Origin of the sequence: Flavobacterium sp. ZB4R12 (assembly GCF_048276375.1) — a bacterium.
Taxonomy (GTDB): Bacteria; Bacteroidota; Bacteroidia; order Flavobacteriales; family Flavobacteriaceae; genus Flavobacterium; species Flavobacterium gawalongense.
Genome location: NZ_JBLNKS010000004.1, coordinates 94,232 through 118,449 on the forward strand (window position 1 = coordinate 94,232; position 24,218 = coordinate 118,449).

General features: G+C 34.9%; 23 protein-coding genes. 11 read left to right on the top strand and 12 right to left on the bottom strand.

The window, feature by feature from the left end:
- Window positions 1-187: 187 nt before the first annotated feature.
- Complete coding sequence (locus ACNO7W_RS04015; RefSeq protein WP_417937116.1) at window positions 188-1,594, top strand: APC family permease; 1,407 nt, start codon at window positions 188-190, stop codon at window positions 1,592-1,594.
- 345 nt (window positions 1,595-1,939) lie between these two features.
- Here ACNO7W_RS04015 and ald read toward each other — a convergent pair whose 3' ends face one another.
- A complete protein-coding gene (gene ald / locus ACNO7W_RS04020) occupies window positions 1,940-3,052 on the bottom strand; it encodes an alanine dehydrogenase (protein WP_417937117.1) in 1,113 nt (370 codons plus the stop codon).
- Between the two features lie 200 nt (window positions 3,053-3,252).
- Between ald and ACNO7W_RS04025 the strand changes: the two genes are divergently transcribed.
- Window positions 3,253-3,711 carry an Lrp/AsnC family transcriptional regulator gene (locus ACNO7W_RS04025; protein ID WP_417937118.1) on the top strand — a complete coding sequence of 153 codons (459 nt, stop codon included), beginning with the start codon at window positions 3,253-3,255 and terminating at the stop codon, window positions 3,709-3,711.
- 479 nt (window positions 3,712-4,190) lie between these two features.
- Here the strand turns inward: ACNO7W_RS04025 and ACNO7W_RS04030 are convergent, their stop codons facing one another.
- The gene (locus ACNO7W_RS04030; protein ID WP_417937119.1) at window positions 4,191-5,633 is read right to left on the bottom strand and encodes a glyceraldehyde-3-phosphate dehydrogenase; all 1,443 of its coding nucleotides are present in this window, start codon (window positions 5,631-5,633) and stop codon (window positions 4,191-4,193) included.
- A 154-nt stretch (window positions 5,634-5,787) separates the two neighbouring features.
- On the bottom strand, window positions 5,788-7,188 hold the full coding sequence (locus tag ACNO7W_RS04035; RefSeq protein WP_417937202.1) for a S1C family serine protease: 1,401 nt from the start codon (window positions 7,186-7,188) through the stop codon (window positions 5,788-5,790).
- A 135-nt stretch (window positions 7,189-7,323) separates the two neighbouring features.
- Here ACNO7W_RS04035 and dapF point away from each other — a divergent pair, with 135 nt between their 5' ends.
- The 5 genes from dapF to ACNO7W_RS04060 all read left to right on the top strand — a co-directional run bounded on the left by dapF (window position 7,324) and on the right by ACNO7W_RS04060 (window position 11,552).
- Window positions 7,324-8,106, top strand: coding sequence for a diaminopimelate epimerase (gene dapF / locus ACNO7W_RS04040; RefSeq protein ID WP_143388429.1), 783 nt, complete (start codon window positions 7,324-7,326; stop codon window positions 8,104-8,106).
- Window positions 8,107-8,277: 171 nt separating this feature from the next.
- Window positions 8,278-8,838, top strand: coding sequence for a GNAT family N-acetyltransferase (locus tag ACNO7W_RS04045; protein ID WP_417937120.1), 561 nt, complete (start codon window positions 8,278-8,280; stop codon window positions 8,836-8,838).
- A 14-nt stretch (window positions 8,839-8,852) separates the two neighbouring features.
- Complete coding sequence (gene mltG, locus ACNO7W_RS04050) at window positions 8,853-9,893, top strand: endolytic transglycosylase MltG (protein WP_417937121.1); 1,041 nt, start codon at window positions 8,853-8,855, stop codon at window positions 9,891-9,893.
- Between the two features lie 2 nt (window positions 9,894-9,895).
- Window positions 9,896-10,813 carry a DUF2279 domain-containing protein gene (locus ACNO7W_RS04055; protein WP_417937122.1) on the top strand — a complete coding sequence of 306 codons (918 nt, stop codon included), beginning with the start codon at window positions 9,896-9,898 and terminating at the stop codon, window positions 10,811-10,813.
- Window positions 10,814-10,910: 97 nt separating this feature from the next.
- Window positions 10,911-11,552, top strand: a complete 642-nt coding sequence (locus tag ACNO7W_RS04060) for a peptidoglycan-binding protein LysM (RefSeq protein WP_417937123.1) — start codon at window positions 10,911-10,913, stop codon at window positions 11,550-11,552.
- 80 nt (window positions 11,553-11,632) lie between these two features.
- On the opposite strand, the gene ACNO7W_RS04065 is transcribed toward ACNO7W_RS04060, so the two are convergent.
- From ACNO7W_RS04065 to udk, 5 genes are all read right to left on the bottom strand, one after another.
- A complete protein-coding gene (locus ACNO7W_RS04065; protein WP_314896522.1) occupies window positions 11,633-12,148 on the bottom strand; it encodes a hypothetical protein in 516 nt (171 codons plus the stop codon).
- 354 nt (window positions 12,149-12,502) lie between these two features.
- Window positions 12,503-14,641, bottom strand: a complete 2,139-nt coding sequence (gene scpA, locus ACNO7W_RS04070; protein ID WP_417937124.1) for a methylmalonyl-CoA mutase — start codon at window positions 14,639-14,641, stop codon at window positions 12,503-12,505.
- A gap of 57 nt (window positions 14,642-14,698) precedes the next feature.
- The gene (locus ACNO7W_RS04075; protein ID WP_417937125.1) at window positions 14,699-16,066 is read right to left on the bottom strand and encodes a methylmalonyl-CoA mutase subunit beta; all 1,368 of its coding nucleotides are present in this window, start codon (window positions 16,064-16,066) and stop codon (window positions 14,699-14,701) included.
- A 126-nt stretch (window positions 16,067-16,192) separates the two neighbouring features.
- Window positions 16,193-16,513: an FtsB family cell division protein gene (locus ACNO7W_RS04080; RefSeq protein ID WP_417937126.1), complete on the bottom strand. Its 321-nt coding sequence runs from the start codon at window positions 16,511-16,513 to the stop codon at window positions 16,193-16,195.
- A 172-nt stretch (window positions 16,514-16,685) separates the two neighbouring features.
- Window positions 16,686-17,294: a uridine kinase gene (gene udk, locus ACNO7W_RS04085; RefSeq protein ID WP_143388438.1), complete on the bottom strand. Its 609-nt coding sequence runs from the start codon at window positions 17,292-17,294 to the stop codon at window positions 16,686-16,688.
- Window positions 17,295-17,447: 153 nt separating this feature from the next.
- Here udk and ACNO7W_RS04090 point away from each other — a divergent pair, with 153 nt between their 5' ends.
- The 4 genes from ACNO7W_RS04090 to ACNO7W_RS04105 all read left to right on the top strand — a co-directional run bounded on the left by ACNO7W_RS04090 (window position 17,448) and on the right by ACNO7W_RS04105 (window position 19,827).
- Window positions 17,448-18,029, top strand: coding sequence for a Crp/Fnr family transcriptional regulator (locus ACNO7W_RS04090; protein ID WP_417937127.1), 582 nt, complete (start codon window positions 17,448-17,450; stop codon window positions 18,027-18,029).
- Between the two features lie 90 nt (window positions 18,030-18,119).
- Window positions 18,120-18,872, top strand: a complete 753-nt coding sequence (locus ACNO7W_RS04095) for a pirin family protein (protein WP_417937128.1) — start codon at window positions 18,120-18,122, stop codon at window positions 18,870-18,872.
- A 36-nt stretch (window positions 18,873-18,908) separates the two neighbouring features.
- Window positions 18,909-19,439: a YceI family protein gene (locus ACNO7W_RS04100; RefSeq protein WP_143388441.1), complete on the top strand. Its 531-nt coding sequence runs from the start codon at window positions 18,909-18,911 to the stop codon at window positions 19,437-19,439.
- Between the two features lie 76 nt (window positions 19,440-19,515).
- The gene (locus ACNO7W_RS04105) at window positions 19,516-19,827 is read left to right on the top strand and encodes a hypothetical protein (protein ID WP_235890160.1); all 312 of its coding nucleotides are present in this window, start codon (window positions 19,516-19,518) and stop codon (window positions 19,825-19,827) included.
- A 239-nt stretch (window positions 19,828-20,066) separates the two neighbouring features.
- Here ACNO7W_RS04105 and ACNO7W_RS04110 read toward each other — a convergent pair whose 3' ends face one another.
- From ACNO7W_RS04110 to ACNO7W_RS04125, 4 genes are all read right to left on the bottom strand, one after another.
- Window positions 20,067-20,948 (bottom strand): SDR family oxidoreductase, encoded by an 882-nt coding sequence (locus ACNO7W_RS04110; RefSeq protein WP_185963099.1) that lies wholly within the window; start codon window positions 20,946-20,948, stop codon window positions 20,067-20,069.
- 78 nt (window positions 20,949-21,026) lie between these two features.
- Window positions 21,027-22,154: a methionine aminotransferase gene (locus ACNO7W_RS04115; RefSeq protein ID WP_417937129.1), complete on the bottom strand. Its 1,128-nt coding sequence runs from the start codon at window positions 22,152-22,154 to the stop codon at window positions 21,027-21,029.
- Window positions 22,155-22,345: 191 nt separating this feature from the next.
- Window positions 22,346-22,864: a hypothetical protein gene (locus ACNO7W_RS04120; protein ID WP_417937130.1), complete on the bottom strand. Its 519-nt coding sequence runs from the start codon at window positions 22,862-22,864 to the stop codon at window positions 22,346-22,348.
- Window positions 22,865-23,381: 517 nt separating this feature from the next.
- Window positions 23,382-24,104, bottom strand: a complete 723-nt coding sequence (locus tag ACNO7W_RS04125) for an SAM-dependent methyltransferase (RefSeq protein ID WP_143388445.1) — start codon at window positions 24,102-24,104, stop codon at window positions 23,382-23,384.
- Window positions 24,105-24,218: the final 114 nt, after the last annotated feature.

Sequence of the window (24,218 nt, forward strand, 5' to 3'; positions counted from 1 at the left end):
TTCTTTCTTTAAGAAAATAAAGATACAGCGCACAGCCCGACCCAAAGTTTTTACGGAGGGTCACGCCCAAATAAATAGTTTTTTCTTTCTCAATCATCTATTTATTTATCATCTCTTCGGCTATTTTCTTAAATTTCCAAAAAAAGTATATCTTTAGCCAACTTAAACCAAAAACTTAAACCAAAATATGGAAGACAATAAACCAGAAGATTTTAAAAGAGAACTCGGATTACTAGACGGAACCATGCTTGTGGTGGGATCGATGATAGGCTCGGGAATATTTATAGTAAGCTCAGATATGGTGCGCCAGTTGGGCTCGGCCGGTTGGCTAATTGCTATGTGGGTGCTTACGGGTGTAATTACAGTGATTGCCGCCGTCAGTTATGGTGAATTGAGTGGTATGTTTCCTAAAGCCGGAGGGCAATATGTGTATATCAAAGAGGCGTATGGTAAATTAGTGGGTTTTCTATATGGTTGGAGTTTCTTTGCGGTGATACAAACTGGAACAATTGCTGCCGTGGGGGTGGCTTTTGCTAAATTTTCCGCCTATTTGTACCCGCCTCTAAGCGATAAAAATATTTTGTATGAGATCGGCGATTTCAAACTTAATGCTGCCCAGATTGTTTCTATTGTTACCATTATTTTATTGAGTTACATCAATAGCCGTGGAGTAAAAAACTCTAAGATCTTACAAACGGTTCTTACCGTAATCAAGATTCTATCGTTGGGAGGTTTAATTATTTTTGGTTTCATGGCTGCAAAAGCTGAAGTATGGGATGCGAACTGGACTAATGCTTGGGTTTCACAATCTATGGATGTGACTAACGGATCTTGGATGCCTATAAGCGGAACGGCACTGATTTCAGCAATTTCGGCAGCTTTAGTGGGTTCGTTGTTCTCGAGTGTGGCTTGGGAAGGGGTGACTTTTATTGCAGGTGAAATTAAAAATCCAAAACGCAATGTGGGATTGAGTTTGTTCTTAGGAACCTTAATCGTTAGTGTTATTTATATTTTGGCTAATATTATGTATTTGGCTGTTGTGCCTTTGCAAGGCATTGCCACGGCCGAGTCTGACCGTGTGGCTGTTGTAGCTTCACAAAATATCTTTGGATCCATTGGGACTTTGATTATTGCTGTGATGATTATGATTTCGACTTTTGCCTGTAACAACGGATTGATTATGGCGGGTGCCAGAGTCTATTATACGATGGCTCAAGACGGTGTTTTCTTCAAGAAAGCAGCCGAATTGAATAAAGCCAGTGTTCCTGCATGGTCTATATGGATGCAATGTTTTTGGGCTTCGGCTTTGTGTTTGACAGGGAAATATGGTGATTTATTGGATTTTGTAGTGATCATCGTTTTGATATTTTATATTCTGACCATCTTAGGGATATTTATTCTTCGCAAGAAAATGCCAGATGTAGAAAGACCTTATAAAGCTTTTGGATATCCGTTTTTACCGGGACTCTATATTGTTATTGCAAGTGCAATTTGTCTTGCTTTATTATATACTAAAACAAGTACAAGCGGCTGGGGTGTTTTGATTATGCTGATTGGAATTCCTGTTTATTATTTGACAAAGCCTAAGGAATAGTGTTCAGTATTCAGTGTTCAGTCTCAGTTAGCAGATTGTAGATTACAGTAATCAGTCTCAGTTTTAAGCTGAGAAATAAAAAAATCCGTCTCGTTGTAGTAACTTGACGGATTTTCTATTTTAAAACGATTCGTTTCTGGCGTCTTGCTTCTTTTTTAGCCATGATTGCAGAGGAAATCCTTTCTAGTCCTGAACTTGTTTCAGGATCCTGAAACAAGTTCAGGACTAGAAAGATTGCAACGGAAAGCAGGAATAGCTCCTAATAAAAAAATCCGTCTCAAATTAATGAAACGGATTTTCTATTTAAGTGCGGCAAGTCTTTTTTCTTGCTTCTTTATTCGAATCTTACAATACAGTTTCCACTTCACTAAATGGTAAGTTCCAAGCATCTGAAACTCCTCTATAGACAATTTTACCGTTGGCTACGTTTAATCCTTTTTTCAATTCTTCATTGTCTACACATGCTTTTCTCCATCCTTTGTTTGCTAATTGCAAAGCATAAGGTAAAGTTGCATTTGTCAAGGCCAAAGTTGAAGTATAAGGAACAGCACCTGGCATGTTCGCTACGCAATAATGAACAATATCATCAATGATAAAGGTTGGATCTTCATGAGTTGTAGGTGTGCAAGTTTCGATACAGCCACCTTGATCAACAGCTACGTCAACAACTACAGTTCCCGGGCTCATTAATTTCAACATATCACGAGTGATTAAGTGTGGTGCTTTGGCACCTGGAATTAAAACAGCTCCAATAACTAAATCAGCTGTAGCAATTGCTTCACGGATGTTATAATGGTTTGACATAACAGTAGTCACATTAGCTGGCATCACATCAGATAGGTAACGCAAACGTGGTAAGCTTACATCCATAATGGTTACTTGAGCACCAAAACCAGCGGCCATTTTAGCGGCTTGAGTTCCTACGATTCCACCACCTAAAACTAATACTTTTGCAGGTGGAACTCCCGGAACACCACCTAAAAGGATTCCTTTTCCTTTCAATGGTTTCTCTAAATATTTAGCACCTTCCTGAATTGACATACGGCCTGCCACTTCTGACATTGGTACTAATAAAGGCAAGCTACGGTCTGCTTTTTCAACAGTTTCATAGGCAAGACATACTGCGCCACGCTCAATCATAGCATGAGTCAATGGTTCAGATGATGCAAAGTGGAAATAGGTAAATAATAATTGGTCTTTTTTGATCAAAGGATATTCAGAAGCAATAGGCTCTTTTACTTTGATTATCATTTCAGCAATGCTGTAAACGGCTTCAATTGTTGGCAATAACTCTGCTCCAGCCTCAGCATATGCTTTGTCGCTAAAACCACTATTTTCACCAGCACTTGCTTGTATATAAACGATATGACCTTGTTTTTTGAATTCAGCTACACCTGCAGGTGTAAGTGCAACACGATTTTCGTTATTTTTGATTTCTTTAGGAATTCCGATTATCATAGTGATGTGTTTAAATGTTTGAGTTTAATTGCATTACAAATTTATATATAAAGAAAATATTATTGCTATATGGTATTAAATTAAGAAAATATTCATTTTATTTAGTAATTTAGCATGAAATATTTCTGATACAGCCTTTTTTTATATTTCTAAAAAGAAAAAAAAACTGCTTTTATATCTTAAAAAAGAATCAACAAATTATGATACTGGACGAAACCGACAAAAAAATCTTACGTCTTCTTCAGGAAGATGCGCATTTGACCCTGAAAGATATTGCCAATCAAATCAATCTTTCGCTGACACCGGTTCATGACAGGGTAAAGCGTTTGGAAAAAGAAGGCATTATTGAGAAGTATGTTTCGATTTTGAATAAAAAGAAACTGGGTAAAAACCTGACGGTATATTGCCAGGTGACACTCGTAAAACAGAATTATGATATTTCAGAAGGATTTAATCAGGCGATTCTAAATATGCCAGAAGTGGTAGAATGTAATTTTGTTTCTGGGAATTTTGATTATATGTTGAAAATCGTATTGCCAGATATGGAAAGTTACCATTATTTTCATCAGAAAAAATTGTCGGTTTTGCCGGAGGTTTCTTTAATTAATAGCTTTTTTATTATTTCGGAAGTAAAGAGTACCACTGTTTTGCCGATTTAACTCACTAAAAGAAATCATTAAATCCTACCGTGTGGGTACAATTTTTTATACATTAGAATAGAACACGGATTTGACAGATTAGACGGATTGCCACAGAATTTTTTGATTATAACATGAAAAAGCCAACATGATTATGGCACTTCGGGACACGACTTTTTTAATTAGAATAGAAAAGAACAAATTTAAATCTGTGTTAATTTGTTAGATCCGTGTTATCTGTGTTCTATTTTCAGATGTGTCCAGACGGTAGCCATTAAATGGCATTTTTTGTTTTAAATGACAACATGATTTTAAAACATATAAGAAATTAAAGTTCATTTAAGCGGTTTGGAGTGATAGGCATAATTGATTTGAATAAAAAAAATCCGTCCTGATTTATCGGGACGGATTTTCTATTTAATTCAGGTTGGGTTGCTTTTATCTAAAAAAAAACTAAAACTAAAACTAAAAACGGCAACGTACAACCTGTAATCTAAATGCTAGTAATACGTAAAACGTCTTACTTTAGCAATATATTTTGCCAATCGGATGACTTGGTGACTGTAGCCATATTCGTTGTCATACCAAATGTACAAGACGATATTTTTTCCGTCATTGGAAACAATCGTTGCATTGCTGTCATAAATTGATGGCGCCGAAGTACCCACAATATCCGAAGAAACCAACTCGTTATTCAACGAATATTTGATTTGCTCGACCAGTTCCCCTTCCAAAGCATATTTTTTCATGATGGCATTAATTTCCTGAATCGAAGTTGTTCTTGAAATTTCAAGATTCAGAACTACCAGTGAACCGTTAGGAACCGGCACCCGAATCGCATTGGACGTTAATTTCCCTTCAAGCGATGGTAATGCTTTTGCAACAGCACTTCCTGCACCCGTTTCGGTAATTACCATGTTTAATGCAGCGGCTCTACCACGACGGTATTTTTTATGCATGTTATCGACCAAATTCTGGTCGTTAGTATACGCATGAATGGTTTCTAAATGTCCTTTTACAACGCCTAAAGTGTCTTCGACAGCTTTTAGGATTGGTGTTATCGCATTCGTTGTACATGACGCAGCTGAAAAAATGTTTATTTCATCCGGATTGTATTCATTTTGGTTGACGCCATGAACGATATTTGGAACACCTTTTCCAGGGGCGGTAAGCAAGACTTTATCTACTCCTTTTGAAACTAAATGCCTGCTTAAAGCTTCATGGGTAGTGAAAGCGCCAGTATTATCAATAACCAAAGCATTGTCAATTCCATATGAGGTATAATCAATTTCTTCAGGTCCGTTTGCAGTGATAATGTGAACGGTTGTGCCATTAATTATCAAAGCATTATTTTTTGTGTCAGCTATTACAGAACCTTGAAAATCGCCGTGAATAGAATCATAACGCAATAATGAAGCTCTTTTTTCTAGAGAAGTGGCGTCATTTTTATCACGAGTTACAATGGCTCTCAATCGCAATTGATTTCCTTTTCCTGTTTTCGAAAGTAACTCACGTGCTAATAATCTTCCAATTCTGCCAAAACCATATAACACTACATCTTTAGGTTGAATTTCCTCAGAGTTTTTAGCGTCTTTTAATTTGTCTATTACAAAATGCCTTGTGTCAGGATATTTTTCATCTTCCAAACGATATTCATAGGTAAGTTTACCAATATCCAGTTTTGAAGGCGGTAAATCCAATTCTAAAACAGCTCTGGCAATTTCTACTGAATCAAATACAGAAATTGGTTTGCCCACAAATTCACCCGCATAATCATGCAAGTTGATGATTTCGCTTACGTTTTTGTCAATTAGTTGATTTCTAAATAAAACCATTTCAATTGATTTGTCATACCATAAATCACTGATGATTTTGATCAATTCTACTCCTGCACGTCGTCTGTCGGCTTGAAAAGAAACTTCTTTTTCGTATGTAATACTCATGTTGAAAATTTGTAAAATAAATTAATGATTTTTTTAAATTTTGCGCAAAATTACCCATTTCAATCGATTTCGTAGCCTATTTTCTGATTTATTTTTAAAATAAAAAAGCCACCTTGGTTTTACAAGATGGCTTCCATTTTTGAGATTATAAATATTAGATAATAATTTTTATAATTTCTCCGTTTTTATTTATCATTTCAATTCGGATACTTTGACTTTCCTCTTTTTTGTCTAAGAATTTAGACACCGTTTCGATATCTTTTGCTTTTACATTATCAATGCTCAAAACAATATTTCCTTTGAGTTCTTCTTCATATTGTTTCAGGTTTTCATTGGTAATGGATCTAATTCTTACCCCATAGTCCAGATTGAATTTCTTTTTGTCAGCTGCATCTATGTTTTCTAATTCCAATCCTTTGAATTCTGTACTGAAAAATTCATTTTTACTCAAAATTACGGGCACAATTCTATTTTTTCCGTCTCTTAAAATAGTTACTTGAACCTTATCATTCGGTCTTTTGGTATTTATATAACCCGATAGATCGGCAAAAGTTGCCACATTTTGGTCATCTAATCGTACGATGATATCTCCTTTTTGAAGCCCTGATCTTTCGGCACCGGAATTTTTGGTAACTCTATTGATGTAAAATCCTTGTGTTTGGGAAATGCCCAATTCTTTCGAAGCAGTTCCGTTTAATTCGCCTCCTTCAACCCCAAGAATACCTCTTTGTACATTACCAAACTCCATAATATCCTCAATTATTTTTCGAGCTATATTTGATGGAACCGCAAAGGAATACCCAACATAAGAACCTGTCATGGAAGAAATCATCGTATTGATGCCAATTAGTTCTCCGCGGGTGTTTACCAATGCGCCACCACTATTTCCTGGATTTACGGCAGCATCCGTTTGTATGAAAGATTGGATTCCACTAGTGTCAAGATTTCTGGCTTTAGCCGAAACAATTCCCGCGGTTACCGTAGAGGTTAAGTTATACGGATTTCCCACTGCCAAAACCCATTCCCCAATTTTCACCGAATCAGAATTGGCGAAAGCGGTATAAGGTAATTTTTCATCAGCATCGATTTTCAATAGCGCGATGTCCATTTTAGAATCGGTTCCTATTAATTTTGCGGGATATGATTTTTTATTATTCAAGGTGATTTCAATTTCCGAAGCATCTTTTACCACATGATTATTAGTTACAATGTAACCGTCTTCAGAAATAATTACACCGGAACCCGTTCCAACTTGTTCTTGTTGCTGTTGGCCGCCATAACCATAGAAATATTCAAGCATTGGGTTGGTGACGGTTTTACGGGATACATTTTTTACGTGAACTACCGTGTGGATGGTCTTTTCGGCAGCTTCGGTAAAATCAACATTCTCAGCGGATAGTCCTACGCTTTTTCCATACGAATCTGAGGCAGCGGTTACGATTGGGTTTTTGTTGCCCGAAAAATAGCCGTCATTGTCAAATAATAATTTATAAGAGCCTAATGTCACGGCTCCGCTCAGCAATGATATTGAAAACAGTGTTGAAAATCGTTTCATATTAGAATTCATTTTAAATTATTTTAAGGTAAAAATAGGGTTAAATTGTTTTTTTGAAAAACAGTTTAACGCTCTTTAACAATGATTAACATTTCATTAATAGTTCGTACTTTTGTATCTCTCAATTCAAAGAAAATGCAAATAGAATTTTATAAATACCAAGGAACAGGAAATGATTTCGTGATGATTGATAACCGTCAGGGGATTTTTCCAAAAGACAATATTCAACTCATAGCCCACTTATGCGACAGACGTTTTGGAATAGGCGGAGACGGACTTATTTTATTAGAAAATGATCCTGAAACCGATTTCAAAATGGTGTATTACAACTCGGATGGGAATCAAAGTTCCATGTGTGGGAACGGAGGAAGATGTTTAGTGGCTTTCGCCAAAAAGCTAAACGTAATTCAAAATAGCACTACTTTTATTGCTACGGATGGTTTGCATCACGCAACAATAGCGGATGATGGGCTAGTTTCTTTACAAATGATAGATGTTGCGGATGTAAAAATCACTCCAGATCATGTTTTTCTGAATACCGGTTCGCCACATCATGTGCAATTGGTGGAAGATTTAGAACATTATAATGTCAAAGAAAACGGAGCTAGTATTCGATATGGTGAATTGTATGGAAAACAAGGAAGCAATATCAATTTTGTAAAACAAGTTGATGCGACTACTTTTTCATTGAGAACCTATGAAAGAGGCGTAGAGGATGAAACACTTTCATGCGGAACCGGTGCTACAGCAGCTGCAATTGCGATGAATGCATTAGGAAAAACTGAAGCTAACTCCATTGATTTGAATGTTGAGGGAGGTAAATTAGTCGTTTCTTTTGATAAAAAGGACGGACAGTTTACCAATGTTTTCTTGAAAGGACCCGCAGAATTTGTTTTTAAAGGAAGTATAGAGATTTAAGATTTTAGTCCCGAAGCTTCGGGATTGATTTTCATATTAATTCAGAAATTGTCGGTCTATAATTTAAGAGAATTCCATAATTGGACTTAATCAATCCGAGTTTGATAACTTGAGGAGTCAATTTGGCACCTCAAGCCTTTAACTCCTAACCTATAACTTCTAACCTCAAGAATGATAACATTAAAAGGCGATAACATTTACATCCGTGCATTGGAACCCAATGATTTGGAGTTTGTGTATGCCATAGAAAATGACCAGAGTATTTGGGAAGTGAGCAATACACATACACCTTACAGTCGTTTTTTGGTGAAACAATATCTGGAAAATGCGCATCAGGATATTTATGAAGCCAAGCAATTGCGATTGGCTATTTGTCAGGATCAGGATTTCCCGGCTCTGGGATTAATTGATTTATTTGATTTTGATCCAAAGAATAATAGGGCAGGAGTTGGGATTGTAATTCAGGGGAATGAAAATCGCAATCAGAATATTGGTTCGGAGGCTTTGGGGCTATTAATTCAATATGCTTTTCATCATCTTAATCTGCATCAATTATATGCAAATATTGGCACTGAAAATGTAGCTAGTATAGCTCTTTTTACTAAATTTGGTTTTCAAAGTATAGGAATAAAAAAAGATTGGAATTTAGTCAGTGGCGTTTACAAAGATGAAGCTGTTTTTCAATTAATTAATAATCACACGAGCGTCAGCGAACTGGCGCAGCAATTTTAAAAAAAATAATTATTTTGAACTTAAAGAAAATTATAACAATCGTATCTGTTGTTTTGATATCCGTATTAATGATTTACGGATTTATTTTGTTGCGTCAGATTTTTTCGGCTAATACAAAATTTGCAGACAAAGAGGTTTATGTATTCATTCCAACAGATTCTGAATATGAAGATGTCAAAAAAATAATTGCTCCTTATATCGAAAATATGGATCGTTTTGAAACGGTTGTAAACAAAAGAGATTATGCTGAAAATGTAAAACCAGGCCGTTTTTTATTCACAAAAGGAATGAACAGTTATGAACTGGTGAAGGCTTTGAGAATCAATGTGCCGGTGAATTTGGCTTTCAATAACCAGGAACGATTGGAGAATTTTGCAGGGCGTGTGGGTTCCCAAATTGAAGCTGACAGTTTATCATTGTTGACTTCATTTAAAGATTCTATTTTTTTGAAAGAAAATAGTTTTACCGAAGAAAATGTTTTGGCGATGTTCATTCCTAATACTTATGAAATTTATTGGAATACCTCGGCTGAAAAATTCCGAGATAAAATGATTAAAGAGTATAGAAATTTTTGGAATAAGGAACGTGTAGAAAAAGCTAAAAAACAGGGATTGACCCCAATTGAAGCAACTATTCTCGCTTCCATAGTGCACAAAGAATCAGTAAAAAAAGATGAAAGACCTCGAATTGCGGGTGTTTATTTGAATCGTTTAAGAGCTTTAATGCCACTTCAGGCTGATCCAACAGTTATTTATGCGATAAAAAAGAAATCAAATGATTTTGATCAGGTCATCAAAAGAGTCTTTTATAATGATTTAACAATGAGTTCTCCTTATAACACCTATGTGAATTTAGGACTTCCTCCGGGACCTATCGCGATGCCTGATATCACGGCACTTGAAGCAGTTTTAAATCCGGAGAAAAATAATTTTATTTATTTCTGTGCCAGTGTGGATCGTTTTGGGTATCATGAATTTGCCGCTACTTTAGAAGAACATAACAAAAACGCCAAAAAATATTCGGATTGGATCAACAGCCAAGGTGTAAAAAGATAGTTTTGAAATTTAAAAAACTGCTTTTTTTATTCTTGCTTCTGATTGGGTATCAAACTGGTTTTTCGCAAAATACAATTGATGATTTTCTTACACCATCGGATTCTTTAAATAAAAAAAGGCAACAAACCGTTGTGATTTCTGAGGCGGTATTTGCATCAGGGGTTTTGGTAGGCTTAAACCAACTTTGGTATGCCGATTATCCCAAGTCTGAATTTCATTTTATAAATGATAATTCCGAATGGCTTCAAATGGATAAACTGGGACATTCTTTTTCTTCGTACCATTTAGGCAGGTTTGGTGCCGAAATGTTACAATGGAGTGGAGCCAGTAAAAAGGACCAATTGGTTTACGGAGCTGGTTTGGGATTTGCTTTTTTGACGGCTGTTGAGGTTATGGATGGATATTCTTCTGAATGGGGTGCTTCATCCGGCGATATAATCGCAAATGCTTCTGGAACGGCTTTATATGTTTCACAAGAATTAATATGGAAAGAACAACGCATAACTCCCAAATTTTCTTTTCATACCACCCAATATGCGAATCAAAGACCGGAAGTTTTAGGAAGTTCATTTACAGAACAAATTCTAAAAGATTATAACGGACAAACCTATTGGCTTTCAATCAATTTACATTCCTTTGCTAAAGGCTCAAAAATACCAAAATGGTTGAATCTTGCATTGGGTTATGGAGCCGAAGGAATGATAACCGGAAATAGACAAAATGAGGCTCCATTTTCGACTCTAAATACACAAAGATACAGACAATTTTACCTGAGTTTTGATGTTGATTTGACTAAAATTAACACCCAATCACACTTTTTAAAGACTCTTTTTTCAGTTTTAAATACAGTAAAAATACCTGCTCCAACGATTGAAATGGTGCACTTCAACGATGTTAAATTACACTTAATCTATTTTTAGTAAACTTTAACTCATTGATTATCAGTATAATTATTTTTTGCGTATATTTGCACGTAGAAATTTCTTAACGGGACAGCGTTTTGAAGAAAAACAATTTATGATAAAGAAATGGTATTTTTATACAGGTTTGACAATTATTATTGCCTTTTTAAGCTCGGGTTTTAAACCCTTTAATTTAGACACCAACTCTTGGTTTCTAGTACATGAAGAAGATGGATCACACTACTTATTTCCATCTGAAAAACAAGAAGATTACACCAGTTTGAATATCCCTTTTACAGGAAATTTCTTTATTGGTTTCAAAGAAGCAATCGGATACAGAGAATCTGAAAGCAAATACAAAAAAATTAATTCACTCGGATATTTAGGTAAATACCAGTTTGGTATAGAAACTCTAAAAACAGTTGGGGTACACAATAGTTCCGCTTTTTTGAATAGCCCTGAAATGCAAGAAAAAGCTTTTATTGCTCTTTTGGCAAAAAACAAGTGGGAGTTAAAAAAAGAAATTGAAAAATATGCGGGTACAATAATGAACGGAATTCACATAACAGAATCCGGAATATTGGCTGCTGCACACCTTGGAGGTGCAGGTTCTGTAAGGAAATATTTCAAAAATAAAGGTAAAAGATATTTTAGAGATGCTTATGGTACATCCATAAGAAGTTACATGAAAGCGTTTGGAGGCTATGATACGTCATTTATCGTTGCTGATATCAATGCAACTGTGAAAAATATATAAGGTAATAATTCACTAATTAAACAGGCTGTCAGGATAGTAATTTCTGACAGCCTATTTTTTTTCTGTTACCCTAAATCGGATTATTTTGATTTTATAATTTCGCCATCAGGACGAACTACTAATTTAATAGTTTCCTTGTCTTTTTTAATCTTAACATTATACTGTTTCTTAATAACATCCCCTTCCGATTGGGTATATAGGAATTGATCATTTACAATTGCCCATCCTGGATAAGTTCTGTAAATGGAATAAATTACCTCACTGGGAAGTCTTACATTTTTATATTCTTCAACTACACGTATTAATTTCCCATTCTCATCATAAGTTGCAGATAAAGTTCCTTTTTTGGTACTCATAACCAAAAGGTATTCTTCAAATCCTTCATTGTCTTTCCCTAGGTCATAGGCGATAAATTTTTCTTCTACCGCTCTAACGGTTTGGTCTGGGTTATTATCCGGGAGATAGACTGAAAAATCTTTTCCCGCACTTTTGATTACAACACCCGGTAATTCTTCGATTTTCATTTTTCCCTCATCTTGTGAATAAGACGGTACAGTTAAACCGAGAAACAACAAAATAATAATTAATGATTTCATGATATTTGGTTTTAAATTAATATTAAATAGATGTAATTTTAATGAACAAATAAACGCTAAGGCTTACTGTTTTTCTTTTTATTATTGTAATTAATTATATATCAATATTTTAAATAAAAAATTATTTAAATTTTTATTTGTTAAAATCAGATATCTCTTGTAAAATTAGCTCATTTATTTAGCTCTTTAGGTTAATTTTTTCTATAAATTATGTTAAAATAAACTGCTATGCAATGCCAGTTTTTAATAGGAATAGTTATATGTAATTTGGATCAAAAAGGATCATATTTTTGAAAAAAAAACACCAACCTTTCGATTGATGTTTCTAAAATTAGGGGTTAAAGTAGGATTCGTCTACTCGAAACTTTCCATCAAAATCTCTAATATCTTAATGGCTGCTTCACTGATTTTTGTACCGGGTCCAAAAACGGCAACCGCACCCGCATCAAATAAAAATTGGTAATCCTGTGCAGGAATTACTCCGCCTACTACCACCATGATATCTTCTCGACCGTATTTTTTAAGTTCTTCGATTACTTGAGGCACAAGAGTTTTATGACCTGCCGCTAGAGAAGAAACGCCCAGAATATGCACATCGTTTTCAACGGCTTGTTTGGCCGCTTCGGCTGGTGTTTGAAAAAGAGGACCAATGTCAACATCAAAACCAACATCGGCATATCCTGTAGCCACCACTTTTGCGCCACGATCGTGTCCGTCTTGCCCCATTTTGGCAATCATGATTCTTGGTCGACGTCCCTCTTGTTTCGCGAAGGCATCGGCCATTTGTTTTGCTTTTTCAAAGCTTTTGTCGTCTTTTATTTCTTTACTATACACACCGCTAAAGGATTTAATTTGTGCTTTATATCTTCCAAAAACCGTTTCCAGAGCATCACTAATTTCTCCTAATGTAGTTCGGTTTCTGGCAGCTTCAACGGCTATTTCCAGTAAATTGCCATCGCCTGTTTGTGCACACAACGTTAATTTTTCAAGTGATTTTTTTACTTTTTCGGTATCTCTGGTTGCTTTAATTCGGTCCAATTGTTCCAATTGTTGTTTGCGTACCATTTGGTTATCCACATCCAGAATCTGCAAAGGATCTTCTTTTTCTAATCGGTATTTATTAACACCAACAATGATATCCTGCCCGCTGTCTATTCTCGCTTGTTTTCTGGCCGCCGCTTCTTCTATTCGAAGTTTTGGAATTCCAGATTCAATGGCTTTGGTCATTCCGCCTAGTTCTTCCACTTCTTCAATAAGTTTCCAAGCATTTTCGGCGATTTCATTGGTTAGGCTTTCCACATAATAACTCCCAGCCCAAGGATCTACAGTTTTAGTGATTTTAGTTTCTTCTTGTAAATAAAGCTGCGTGTTTCTGGCAATTCTTGCAGAGAAGTCCGTTGGTAAGGCTATAGCTTCATCTAAAGCATTCGTATGTAAAGATTGCGTTCCTCCAAAAGCGGCTGCTGCTGCTTCAATACAGGTTCGAGCCACATTATTAAAAGGATCTTGCTCTGTTAAACTCCAACCCGAAGTTTGGCAATGGGTTCTCAACGCTAATGATTTATCGTCTTTTGTTTCAAATTGTTTTACCAGTTTTGCCCAGATCATTCTTCCTGCACGCATTTTGGCAATTTCCATAAAATGGTTCATCCCAATGGCCCAGAAAAATGATAATCTTGGAGCGAATTCATCTATTTTCATTCCGGTGGCTAATCCCGTTCTAATGTATTCCAATCCATCGGCTAACGTATAAGCCAATTCAATATCAGCAGTAGCTCCTGCTTCTTGCATATGATATCCCGAAATAGAAATCGAATTGAATTTGGGCATTTTTTTACTGGTGAATTCAAAAATATCAGCAATGATTTTCATCGAAGGAGTTGGCGGATAAATATAGGTGTTACGCACCATAAACTCTTTCAGAATGTCATTTTGTATCGTTCCTGAAAGTAATTCGGGTTTTACGCCTTGTTCTTCAGCAGCGACAATATAGAAAGCCATAATGGGTAAAACAGCACCATTCATTGTCATGGAAACTGACATTTCGTCCAGCGGAATTTGGTCGAATAATACTTTCATATCTTCCACGGAATCAATCGCTACTCCCGCTTTTCCTACGTCACCCACTACGCGTTCGTGATCCGAATCATACCCGCGATGTGTAGGTAAATCAAAAGCGATTGAAAGTCCTTTTTGACCTGCAGCTAGATTTCGTCTGTAAAAAGCATTGCTTTCTTCAGCAGTGGAAAATCCGGCATATTGTCGCACGGTCCAAGGCCGGCGAACATACATTGTAGCGTATGGTCCGCGTAAATTTGGTGCAAAACCAGCCCCAAAATCAAGATGCTTGAGATTCTCAATATCTTGTTCTGTGTAGGTTTCTTTAAGTTCGATTCCTTCGGCTGTGAGAAATGCATTAGTCAATAAATTTTCACTTTCGACTTTTGACTTTTGACTTTTTAATTGAATATGTTGAAGATTTTTTCTTTTCATTTTTTTAGTAACGAATTATAATATTTTGTAAATATTTTTTAACGGAACACTAAACTCTTAGCACTCTTTCTCCAATCTTTCCTGTTCCATTTTTTCAGCCAAACGTTTTTCAATTATTGGTGTAATCAAGGTTTTTCTCGGTTTGACTTTTACAAAAGGAAACAATTCTAGATCGTGTTTCATTTTGTCCTCTTTGTTTGGATGTTTGTTTGTTCCAAGTAAAATTTCCTTACCGCTATCAAATAATTCTTGCGCCGTGTCAGCACTTTCCTGAATCTTTCGTTTGATAATTCCATCATTAAGTTGTTTCAGGAAACCACCATTGGACTCAATATCCTTGAATAAAGCCAAAGATTTTTCGGCTAATTGATTGGTAAGGTTTTCTATATAATAACTTCCGTCAGCCGGATTATTCACTTTGTCAAAATAACATTCGTTTTTGAGAATTAATAATTGATTTCGGGCAATCCGATCTCCAAATTCATTGTCTTTATGATACAAAGCATCATAAGGTAAATTCGCAATACTATCCGCTCCACCAATAATTGCTGACATACATTCAGTTGTGGTACGCAACAAGTTTACGTTATAATCGTATAAGGTTTTGTTGCGTTTTGTAGGTGAAACGATGATGTTGCAATCCAGATTATGGTTGTATTCTTTGGCTATCAGATTAAAAAGCAATCGTAAAGCGCGCAGTTTTGCAATCTCAAAAAAGTAATTAGTCCCAACTGAAACTTCAAAAACGATAGGTCGATTTATAGATTCAATTCGGTTGAAATATTCATTGGCATGTCCTAAACTATAGGCAATTTGCTGCACCATGTTAGCACCTGCATTTTGATACAAAGCGGCATTAATGCTTATTAGAGATACAGATGTTGTTGCTGCCGAAAGTAAATTCAGCGTTTCAAAATTATTTTTTTCTGTAGTTACAAACCAGTTTCCATCTTTGGCTAATTGCCCAATAGGATCTAGATTACAGAAAATTGTAGTATTATTTTTCTTTGCAAATGCGTTAATTTTTTTAACGAAATCGATTGAGATAAAAGTCAAATGGAAGTAAACGGTAACTTTTTCTAAAGGTAATTTCTCCAGTAGTTTTGTGATGTCAATCGATTCATTTTCTATTGTAAACCGAAGGCTGTCCGCACCACGATTTAATGAATCCAGTGCTCGTTCGATTGATTTTTCAAAATCGTAAACAAATATGTTTTGGCAAATTTTGAATTGGGTAGCTTTTGTAGTAACCGGAAAAGCTTTCGTGAATTCATCTTTGTGGTAAAAAGGTTTTACCTGAATGTCTTCGGGGGAATTCCAAATTAGGGTCTCATTATAATCAGCTCCATTGAGTTCAAATTGGATTTTTTGTTTCCATTGTTTGGAAGAAATGGGATTGAAATCATCGAAAAGGTTTGTTGTCATTTTGTTTATTGTTTTCCTCACCCCAGCCCTCTCCAAAGGAGAGGGAGCCGAAACTTGGTGTTTTATTTTCAATAATTACTATTAATTTTATCTCCCTTCCCTTTGGGAAGGGTTGGGGATGGGATTTTATTTTTTAATCGTGTCGCCTTCGAATTCAATGATATAAATATCTTCACTATCTTTTTTCATATAGTATTTTTCGCGGGCGTATTTTTCTATTTGTTCTGAATTTTTTAATTGTTTGATATTCTCCTGGTCTTTTTTTATTTCTTCCTGATAATAAGCGGCATTGTCCTCAAGTTCAATAATTTGCTTGTCCAGAAAACGATGGTCGAAATACGAATAGTTATCCAGAAAAATCATCCAGGTAGCAAAAAATAACAATACCCAAACGTATTTGTTACTCAAAAATTTAAACCAAGATTTGTCTTTATACGGATTTGTCATTTTTATTTTTTTAGCCCCGATTACTTGACTTAATTTCTATTTTTCATCGGAGTTCAGTGAACTTCGTTTGTAGTGAAAATCCTTTTTATCCGCCTTTTCGGCGGATAAAAAGATTGAAACGGAAAGCGGGAAATAGCTCCTAATAATTGATTAGATTAAAATTACAACTAAATTATAGAATTTTTTGATTTATTACCGCACGGACAACGTCTATAGCCACAGTATTGTACTTGTCATTAGGAATAATAATATCCGCAAATGCTTTTGTAGGTTCTATAAATTGCTCATGCATAGGTTTTAATGTGGTTTGGTAGCGATTGATAACTTCATGCATATCTCGGCCACGTTCCGCAATATCGCGCTTCATACGGCGGATTAATCGTTCGTCAGAATCTGCGTGAACGTATATTTTTACGTCAAATAAATCTCTTAATTCGGGATTTGCCAAAATTAAAATACCTTCCACAATCATCACTTTTCTGGGATGCGTGAAAACGGTATCGTCCGTTCTATTGTGCGTTACAAAGGAATAAACGGGTTGATTAATGTTATTTCCTTCTTTTAATTCTTTAAGATGTGCTACCAATAACTCAAAATCAATAGCGCGTGGATGATCAAAATTGATGAGTGCTCTTTCATCGAATGACAGTCCATGATTTCCTTTGTAATATGAGTCTTGTGAAATAATACCTACTTCGGTTTCCGGTAATTCATTCATAATTTGATGAACTACGGTTGTTTTTCCGCTTCCTGTTCCACCTGCAATTCCTATAATGAGCATAAAATATGTATTATTTATTTATCAAAGCAAAAATAGGAATTTAATTGCGAGTGGTTTTTGTTTTTTGAGGAAATGTTGCTAATTTAATATATTTATGGGCCGTTATTAATTAGCATTTTTTTCTACCTTTAGTTTTCTAAAAATAGAAGAACTTTGTATTCACAAATCAATAAAAATATCAGTCGGTATGTCACTTTTGAACCAGAAGAACTGGAAATTTTCAATTCTTTATTGGAATACAAAACCGTTCCCAAGAAAACCATTCTGCTTCATGAAGGGGAGATGTGCAATTTTGAAGCTTTTGTTATCAAAGGCTGCGTACGGAAATATTATATTGATGCTAATGGTTTTGAAGTCATTCTTCAATTTGCTATCGAAAATGCTTGGGTAAGCGATATTTCTTTTAGTATTTATGAAGATAAACCGAGCCGGGTATTCATTGAAACATTGGAAGATTGTGAATTTTTTATGTTTAGTCCTGAAACAAAAGAAGCTTTATTTATAAAAGCACCAAAGTTTGAACGCGCTTTCCGGATATTAATGCAACGCAATCTAGCAGTTACTCAAGACCGCTTATTTAACACTATTTCTAAAACCGCCACAGAGAAATATCTAGAATTTTTAGAACACTATCCTACACTTTCACAACGTGTTGCCCAGCATTACATTGCTTCCTATCTTGGTATTTCTGCTGAGTTTTTAAGCAAAATTAGAACTAAAATCGCCAAACAGTAAATTCTCATTATTTTTCATTTCTTGTCCCAGTTCAATGCGTAAGGTTGTTTTTTGACGCAACTTTGTATCATAATAGTAAAGAACACGAAAATGGAAAATAAAGATAGTACAAAAGAAGAAGTAATTACTAATTACATTTTGCACAAAGCCAATACCCGAGGTCATGCGAACCATGGTTGGTTGGAATCCTATCACACTTTTAGCTTTGCTAATTATCACAATCCAGAGCGCATGAATTTTGGTGTTTTGCGAGTTTTGAATGATGACAGGGTAAATCAGGGAATGGGTTTTGGGAAACATCCGCATGATAACATGGAAATTATTTCCATTCCGCTAGAAGGTGATTTAGAACATCAAGACAGTATGGGAAATACTACCGTGATTAAAGAAGGAGATATTCAAGTCATGAGTGCCGGTACCGGAATTTTTCACAGCGAATACAATAAGAATAAAGATCAGTTGGTTAAATTTTTACAAATTTGGATTTATCCGAATCAAAAAAATGTAACGCCTCGTTACGACCAAATTACTTTGGACTTGAAGGATCGCCACAATAAATTACAACAAATTTTATCACCAAATCCAGAAGACGCAGGTGTTTGGATTCATCAGGATGCCTGGTTTTATATTGGGAAATTAGACAACGGTTTTTCTACTTCGTATCAATTGAAAAAAGCTGGAAACGGAATTTATGCTTTTGTTTTGAAAGGCGATTTCACCATTGGAACCATCGCTTTAAATGAACGTGACGGATTAGGAATTTGGGATACAAATGAAATCACAATCACTGCTAATTCTGCTGATGCCGAAATCCTTTTGATGGAAGTGCCAATGAAATTGTAATCAGATAAATGAATAATAGAAATAACTAATAATAATATGTCAACAACTAAATGGGTAATAGACCCAACACACTCAGAAATTGGTTTTAAAGTGAAACACATGATGTTTACCAATGTCTCAGGAAAATTTTTAAAATTTGATGCTTCAATTGAATCAGAAAACAATGATTTTGAAAACGCAAAAATTGAATTTACCGGAGCAATCGATTCTATCACAACAGGAAATGCAGATAGAGATACCCATTTATTAAGTCCAGATTTTTTTGATGCTGCCCAGTTTCCAGAAATTAAATTCAAAGCAACTTCGTTTACTAAAATTAATGAAGGTGAATACGAACTGGTTGGAGATTTAACTTTACACGGTGTTACTAAATCAGTAAAATTAGCAACAGAATATGGAGGATTAATGAAAGACCCGTGGGGAAATACCAAAATGGCGCTTTCATTAGAAGGAAAAATTAATAGAAAAGATTGGGGATTGAATTGGAATTCAGCTCTTGAAACAGGAGGAGTTTTGGTTAGCGAAGAAGTTCGATTGAATATTGAATTGCAATTTATCAAACAATAAATTTCAGATAACAAGAAATACAATGCCTCAAAGGATTATAAATCTTTGAGGCATTGTATTTTATAAAAGTTGAATGATGGAAACCACAAATATTCTTTACATAGGAAAGCATCTCGAAATTTTGGCAACTGTTGTCCGATTAATAAATTCTAATAATAACTGGAATGGAGTAGGTGCTATGAATGATGAGGTGGCTAAAGAAATTTTTCAAAAGAGAGATTTCTCCATTGTGTTGTTGGGTTCCGGAATTCAGAGAGAAAGTGAAACCAATTTGTGTTCTTTTTTCAAAATACGGAAGCCAAATATAATTATTGTGCAGCATTATGGAGGCGGAAGTGGTTTGCTGAAAAGCGAAATTCTACTTGCCTTGGAATGTAATAGAAATTAACAGAAACAAAAAAGAGAGCCTCTTTATTGGAGGCCACTGAAAAAGTATCTCTTTTTAGTAATTAGACATTTTAAGGCAATTAAGGAAAATTCGAGTTTTGCTTAAGTATTTCATTTTCAGGATGAAAAAAAGAGTAGAAAATCTTATTTTTCTACTCTTTTAATGAAATCTAATTCTTTAAGGACTTTTTCAGTGCCCTCCTTTATTGAACTCTCTTTTTTTTAGTTTATGCAAAACTATTATTTATTTTTCTTTGCCTTAATCATCATTTCTAGCTGATCCCAAAGTTCTTCAGGAATAGCTTCCAGAATATTAAATTGTCCGGCACCTTTTAACCATTCGCCACCATCAATAACAACCACTTCACCATTTATATAAGCGGAGAAATCAGAAACTAAATAAGCTGCTAAATTGGCTAATTCCTGATGATCTCCCACACGTTTTAACGGCACTTTTTTTGCCATATCAAATTTTTCGGCTAAATCTCCTGGTAATAATCGGTCCCATGCCCCTTTGGTTGGGAAAGGTCCCGGTGCAATCGCATTAGAACGAATACCATATTTAGCCCATTCTACAGCGAGGCTTCTCGTCATAGCCAGAACTCCTGCTTTTGCAGTAGCGCTAGGCACGACATAAGCAGAACCAGTCCATGCATAAGTTGTTACGATATTCAAAATCGTGGACGATTTTTGTTTGGTGTCAATCCAGTGTTTCCCAAAAGCAAGGGTACAGTTTTTTGTGCCTTTTAAAACAATATCAATTACGGTGTCAAAAGCATTAGCAGATAATCTTTCGGTTGGTGAAATGAAATTTCCGGCAGCATTGTTAAGCAAAACATCTACTTTACCAAAAGCTTTCAAAACTTCTTGCAGCATGTTTTCCACTTCGGTGTAATGACGCACATCACATTGAATCGGAAGACATGTTCCGCCTGTTTCAGCTTCCAGTTCCGCAGCTGTATTTTTTAGTTTTTCTAAATCTCTTGATGTGATGGCAACTTGCGCACCCAATTCCAAGAAATATTTAGTCATTGCTTTTCCTAAACCACTTCCGCCTCCAGTCACGACAATCACTTTGCCTTTTAAGGCATTGTCACGCAACATTTTATCTGTATAACTCATATTTTTGATATTTTTTTATTGTAAATATAATAAAATTAAATAGTATGCATGCATAATAAAAAAATAAAATCAATGCTTTCAAATGGCGCACAATCTTTTAGTGGCTTCTTCCAGAGTTGCATTGTCTTTGGCAAAGCAAAAACGAATTAATTTCAGGTCTTTCCCATCGGCATAAAAAGTAGAAATAGGGATAGCAGCCACACCATGTTCAATGATGAGACGTTTGCAAAAATCAACATCATTCTCATTTGAAATAGCAGCATAGGAAGCAACCTGAAAATAAGTTCCTTCACAAGGCATGAGTTCAAAGCGACTCTCTTTTAATAATTGTCTAAAATAATCTCGTTTTTCCTGATATAGTTTTCCGATTTCATCTACCGAAACCAAATCCAAATAGTCACTAATGGCTACTTGACAAATACTATTGACGCTAAAAACTAAAAATTGATGAACTTTTTTGATTTCCTTCATTAGGTTTTCGGGAGCAACCAGATAGCCCACTTTCCATCCGGTAACATGGAACGATTTTCCAAAAGAGGAAACTATCACACAACGATGGAGTAGTTTTTCCCGTGTATGTGCTGAAATATGTTTTTCCTCGAAAGTGATGTATTCATATACTTCATCCGAAAGAAGTAGGATATCAGGATATTTCTCCAGTAGGATTTCCAAAGCTTCAAAATCTGATTTCGTTAAAATTTTCCCCGTTGGATTGTGCGGATTATTAATAATAATCATTTTGGTCTCAGAAGAGCATACTTTTTCTATAGTTCCCCAATTTGGAGTGTAATCATCGTTTAGCGCCACCCGAACTGGATTTGCGTTGCATAATAATACAGGTGCTTCATAACAATCATAACATGGATCCAGAATAATCACTTCATCATTGGTTTTTACCAAAGTCAGTATGGTAGTGAAAATTCCCTGAGTTGCACCGGCAGTTACCAGTATTTCTGTTTCAGCTTGAATTATTCTGCCGTATGAGTCATCGACAAGTGTAGCTATTTTTGATAATAGCGGTGGATATCCCGACATAGGCAGGTATTGATGTACATTTTCTTTAGCGAGTTTGGCGACAATGTCAGTTAATCTTTCATTAACAGGAAAGTTTGGGAAACCTTGTGATAGGTTGATTGCGTTATGCTCGGTTGCCATTTTAGACATTACAGTAAAAATACTCGTGCTGATATTTGGTAGTTTACTCATAAAATAATTTTATTTATTATGTTATAAATGTACTGGTTTAATCATAATTTTGATTTTTTTGAATTATTATTATCAAAGAAAAATAGTTGTTTACTGTTTAGATTTCTCTAAACTTCAAGATAAATATTTGGATATGTTCCAAAAAAAAAAAGCTACCCGAATGATAGCTTTTAATTTATAGTTATTTGTGATTAGATTCCTTTTACAATATCCCCATTTGCATTGACAACTAATTTTCGAATTTCTTTATCTTTTTTTATTCTGAGGTTATATTCTTTTTTAATTACGTCACCTTCTTTTTGAGAATATAAATATTTATCATTTACAATTTTCCATCCTGGAAAAGCTTTGTAAACAGAGTAAATTACACTACTGGGAAGTCTTACATTTTTATAATTTTCTACAACACTAGTTAATTTTCCATTTTCATTGTAAGTAGCTGATAAAGAGCCTTTGCTGGTTTCCATAACCACTAAATATGTTTCATATCCTTCGTAATCTTTCCCCAAATCATAAGCTATAAACTCTTCTTGCAGAGCTCTTACGTCTTTATCTGGATTTTTATCTGGTAGATATATAGAAAAGTCTTTTCCAGCACTTTTAATTACAACTCCCGGTAATTCTTCCATCCTTATATTTCCATCCATATCTTGCGAATAAGATGCAGTGGTTATGCTTAAAAATAACAAAACAATAATAAAACGTTTCATGACATTAGTTTTTAAATTATAATCAAGTCAGGCTACTATTATGATTAAAATATATTTGTCAAGGTTTATAATTTTCTTCCCCTTTTTTTGTTTTTTTTGTAGGTTATTTAAATCATAATAGTTTAAAACATTAGAGGTTTTGTTTTTTTGAATTTTAAATCAAAAAAGGATATTGGGCACTAGTAAAATTAGTGTTTTTTTCAAAGTGATGCAGTTAATTTTTTCTATAAATAAAGTTAATATGAGTGGAGTTTTGTGCCTGTTTTTAGCAAGAAAATCCACTTGTAACCATAAATAAAAGGGAGAACTGTGATTTTTTGTTCAATGAAAAAATAATTTTTCAACAATCAACATTTTGTAAATTCACTTACTATTTTAATCTGTTGGCAAAAGGAGGTAAGACTATAGTTAGAAAGAATTTTTTCTGGTTTTTTTAAATTACCTATTATAAGCGGAAGTTTTTTTAATCTAATACCAAAGCTATTTTGTTCTGATTTTAAATTCAAAAATCAGGATGCTACATTTTATGAATTATAAAAATAGTAGGGCGGTTGTGCAAATCCACTTGTGTTTTTTTCCAATCAGAAGCTCGCATAGTTTTGATATATTCTGTTGGCAAAGTAATATCCGTTGCTATACAAAGATATGTTGCGGGATTTAAAGCCTGTAAAATATCCTCTAACATTTTATTATTTCTATAAGGTGTTTCTATAAAAATTTGAGATTGGTTTTTGTCCTGAGATAGTTTTTCCAGGTTTTTCAGAGCCGTTTTCTTTTCGCCTTTTTCAATTGGTAAATAGCCGTTGAAAGTAAAACTTTGCCCGTTCATTCCTGAAGCCATCATCGCCAAAAGGATTGAAGAAGGGCCTACTAGAGGTACAACTTGTATTCCTTTTTCATGTGCCAGCTTTACAATTACTGCGCCGGGATCAGCAACGCCAGGACAACCTGCTTCGCTCATTAAGCCCATATTTTTTCCTTCTAATAAAGGTTTTATGAAGTCTAAATGTTCTTTGGTTTCAGTATGTTTGTTTAAAACAAAAAGGTTCAGTTCCGATTGTTTCTTTTCAGGATTAACACCTTTGATGGATTTTCGTGCTGTTTTTTCGTTTTCAACGATGTAATAATCAATAAAATCAATACTTCTTTTTATGGTTTGTGGTAAGACATCCATAGGATCACTATCTCCCAATGTAGTTGGTATTAAATAGAGTTTTCCTAAAAAAGGGGTTGGTTTCATTGGTGTGATTTTATGTTTCTAAAGTAAATTGTGCGCTAAATTTTACTTGTAAGGAATAGAATTACTTTTTTTAATGAACAATAAGTTCCTCGAAAATAAATTTTAACCGAAAGT

Excerpts from the sequence above, each read along its gene's own strand:
- ACNO7W_RS04060 (WP_417937123.1), top strand. The coding sequence starts at position 10,911 with ATGATAAAGAAATGGTATTTTTATACAGGTTTGACAATTATTATTGCC.
- udk (WP_143388438.1), bottom strand. The coding sequence starts at position 17,294 with ATGCTCATTATAGGAATTGCAGGTGGAACAGGAAGCGGAAAAACAACC.
- ACNO7W_RS04095 (WP_417937128.1), top strand. The coding sequence starts at position 18,120 with ATGGAAAATAAAGATAGTACAAAAGAAGAAGTAATTACTAATTACATT.
- ACNO7W_RS04110 (WP_185963099.1), bottom strand. The coding sequence starts at position 20,948 with ATGAGTTATACAGATAAAATGTTGCGTGACAATGCCTTAAAAGGCAAA.
- ACNO7W_RS04120 (WP_417937130.1), bottom strand. The coding sequence starts at position 22,864 with ATGAAACGTTTTATTATTGTTTTGTTATTTTTAAGCATAACCACTGCA.
- ACNO7W_RS04075 (WP_417937125.1), bottom strand. The coding sequence starts at position 16,066 with ATGACAACAAACCTTTTCGATGATTTCAATCCCATTTCTTCCAAACAA.
- ACNO7W_RS04125 (WP_143388445.1), bottom strand. The coding sequence starts at position 24,104 with ATGAAACCAACCCCTTTTTTAGGAAAACTCTATTTAATACCAACTACA.
- ACNO7W_RS04045 (WP_417937120.1), top strand. The coding sequence starts at position 8,278 with ATGATAACATTAAAAGGCGATAACATTTACATCCGTGCATTGGAACCC.
- ald (WP_417937117.1), bottom strand. The coding sequence starts at position 3,052 with ATGATAATCGGAATTCCTAAAGAAATCAAAAATAACGAAAATCGTGTT.
- ACNO7W_RS04080 (WP_417937126.1), bottom strand. The coding sequence starts at position 16,513 with ATGACAAATCCGTATAAAGACAAATCTTGGTTTAAATTTTTGAGTAAC.
- ACNO7W_RS04115 (WP_417937129.1), bottom strand. The coding sequence starts at position 22,154 with ATGAGTAAACTACCAAATATCAGCACGAGTATTTTTACTGTAATGTCT.
- ACNO7W_RS04035 (WP_417937202.1), bottom strand. The coding sequence starts at position 7,188 with ATGAAACGATTTTCAACACTGTTTTCAATATCATTGCTGAGCGGAGCC.
- ACNO7W_RS04100 (WP_143388441.1), top strand. The coding sequence starts at position 18,909 with ATGTCAACAACTAAATGGGTAATAGACCCAACACACTCAGAAATTGGT.
- ACNO7W_RS04105 (WP_235890160.1), top strand. The coding sequence starts at position 19,516 with ATGGAAACCACAAATATTCTTTACATAGGAAAGCATCTCGAAATTTTG.
- scpA (WP_417937124.1), bottom strand. The coding sequence starts at position 14,641 with ATGAAAAGAAAAAATCTTCAACATATTCAATTAAAAAGTCAAAAGTCA.
- ACNO7W_RS04025 (WP_417937118.1), top strand. The coding sequence starts at position 3,253 with ATGATACTGGACGAAACCGACAAAAAAATCTTACGTCTTCTTCAGGAA.
- ACNO7W_RS04015 (WP_417937116.1), top strand. The coding sequence starts at position 188 with ATGGAAGACAATAAACCAGAAGATTTTAAAAGAGAACTCGGATTACTA.
- dapF (WP_143388429.1), top strand. The coding sequence starts at position 7,324 with ATGCAAATAGAATTTTATAAATACCAAGGAACAGGAAATGATTTCGTG.
- ACNO7W_RS04065 (WP_314896522.1), bottom strand. The coding sequence starts at position 12,148 with ATGAAATCATTAATTATTATTTTGTTGTTTCTCGGTTTAACTGTACCG.
- ACNO7W_RS04030 (WP_417937119.1), bottom strand. The coding sequence starts at position 5,633 with ATGAGTATTACATACGAAAAAGAAGTTTCTTTTCAAGCCGACAGACGA.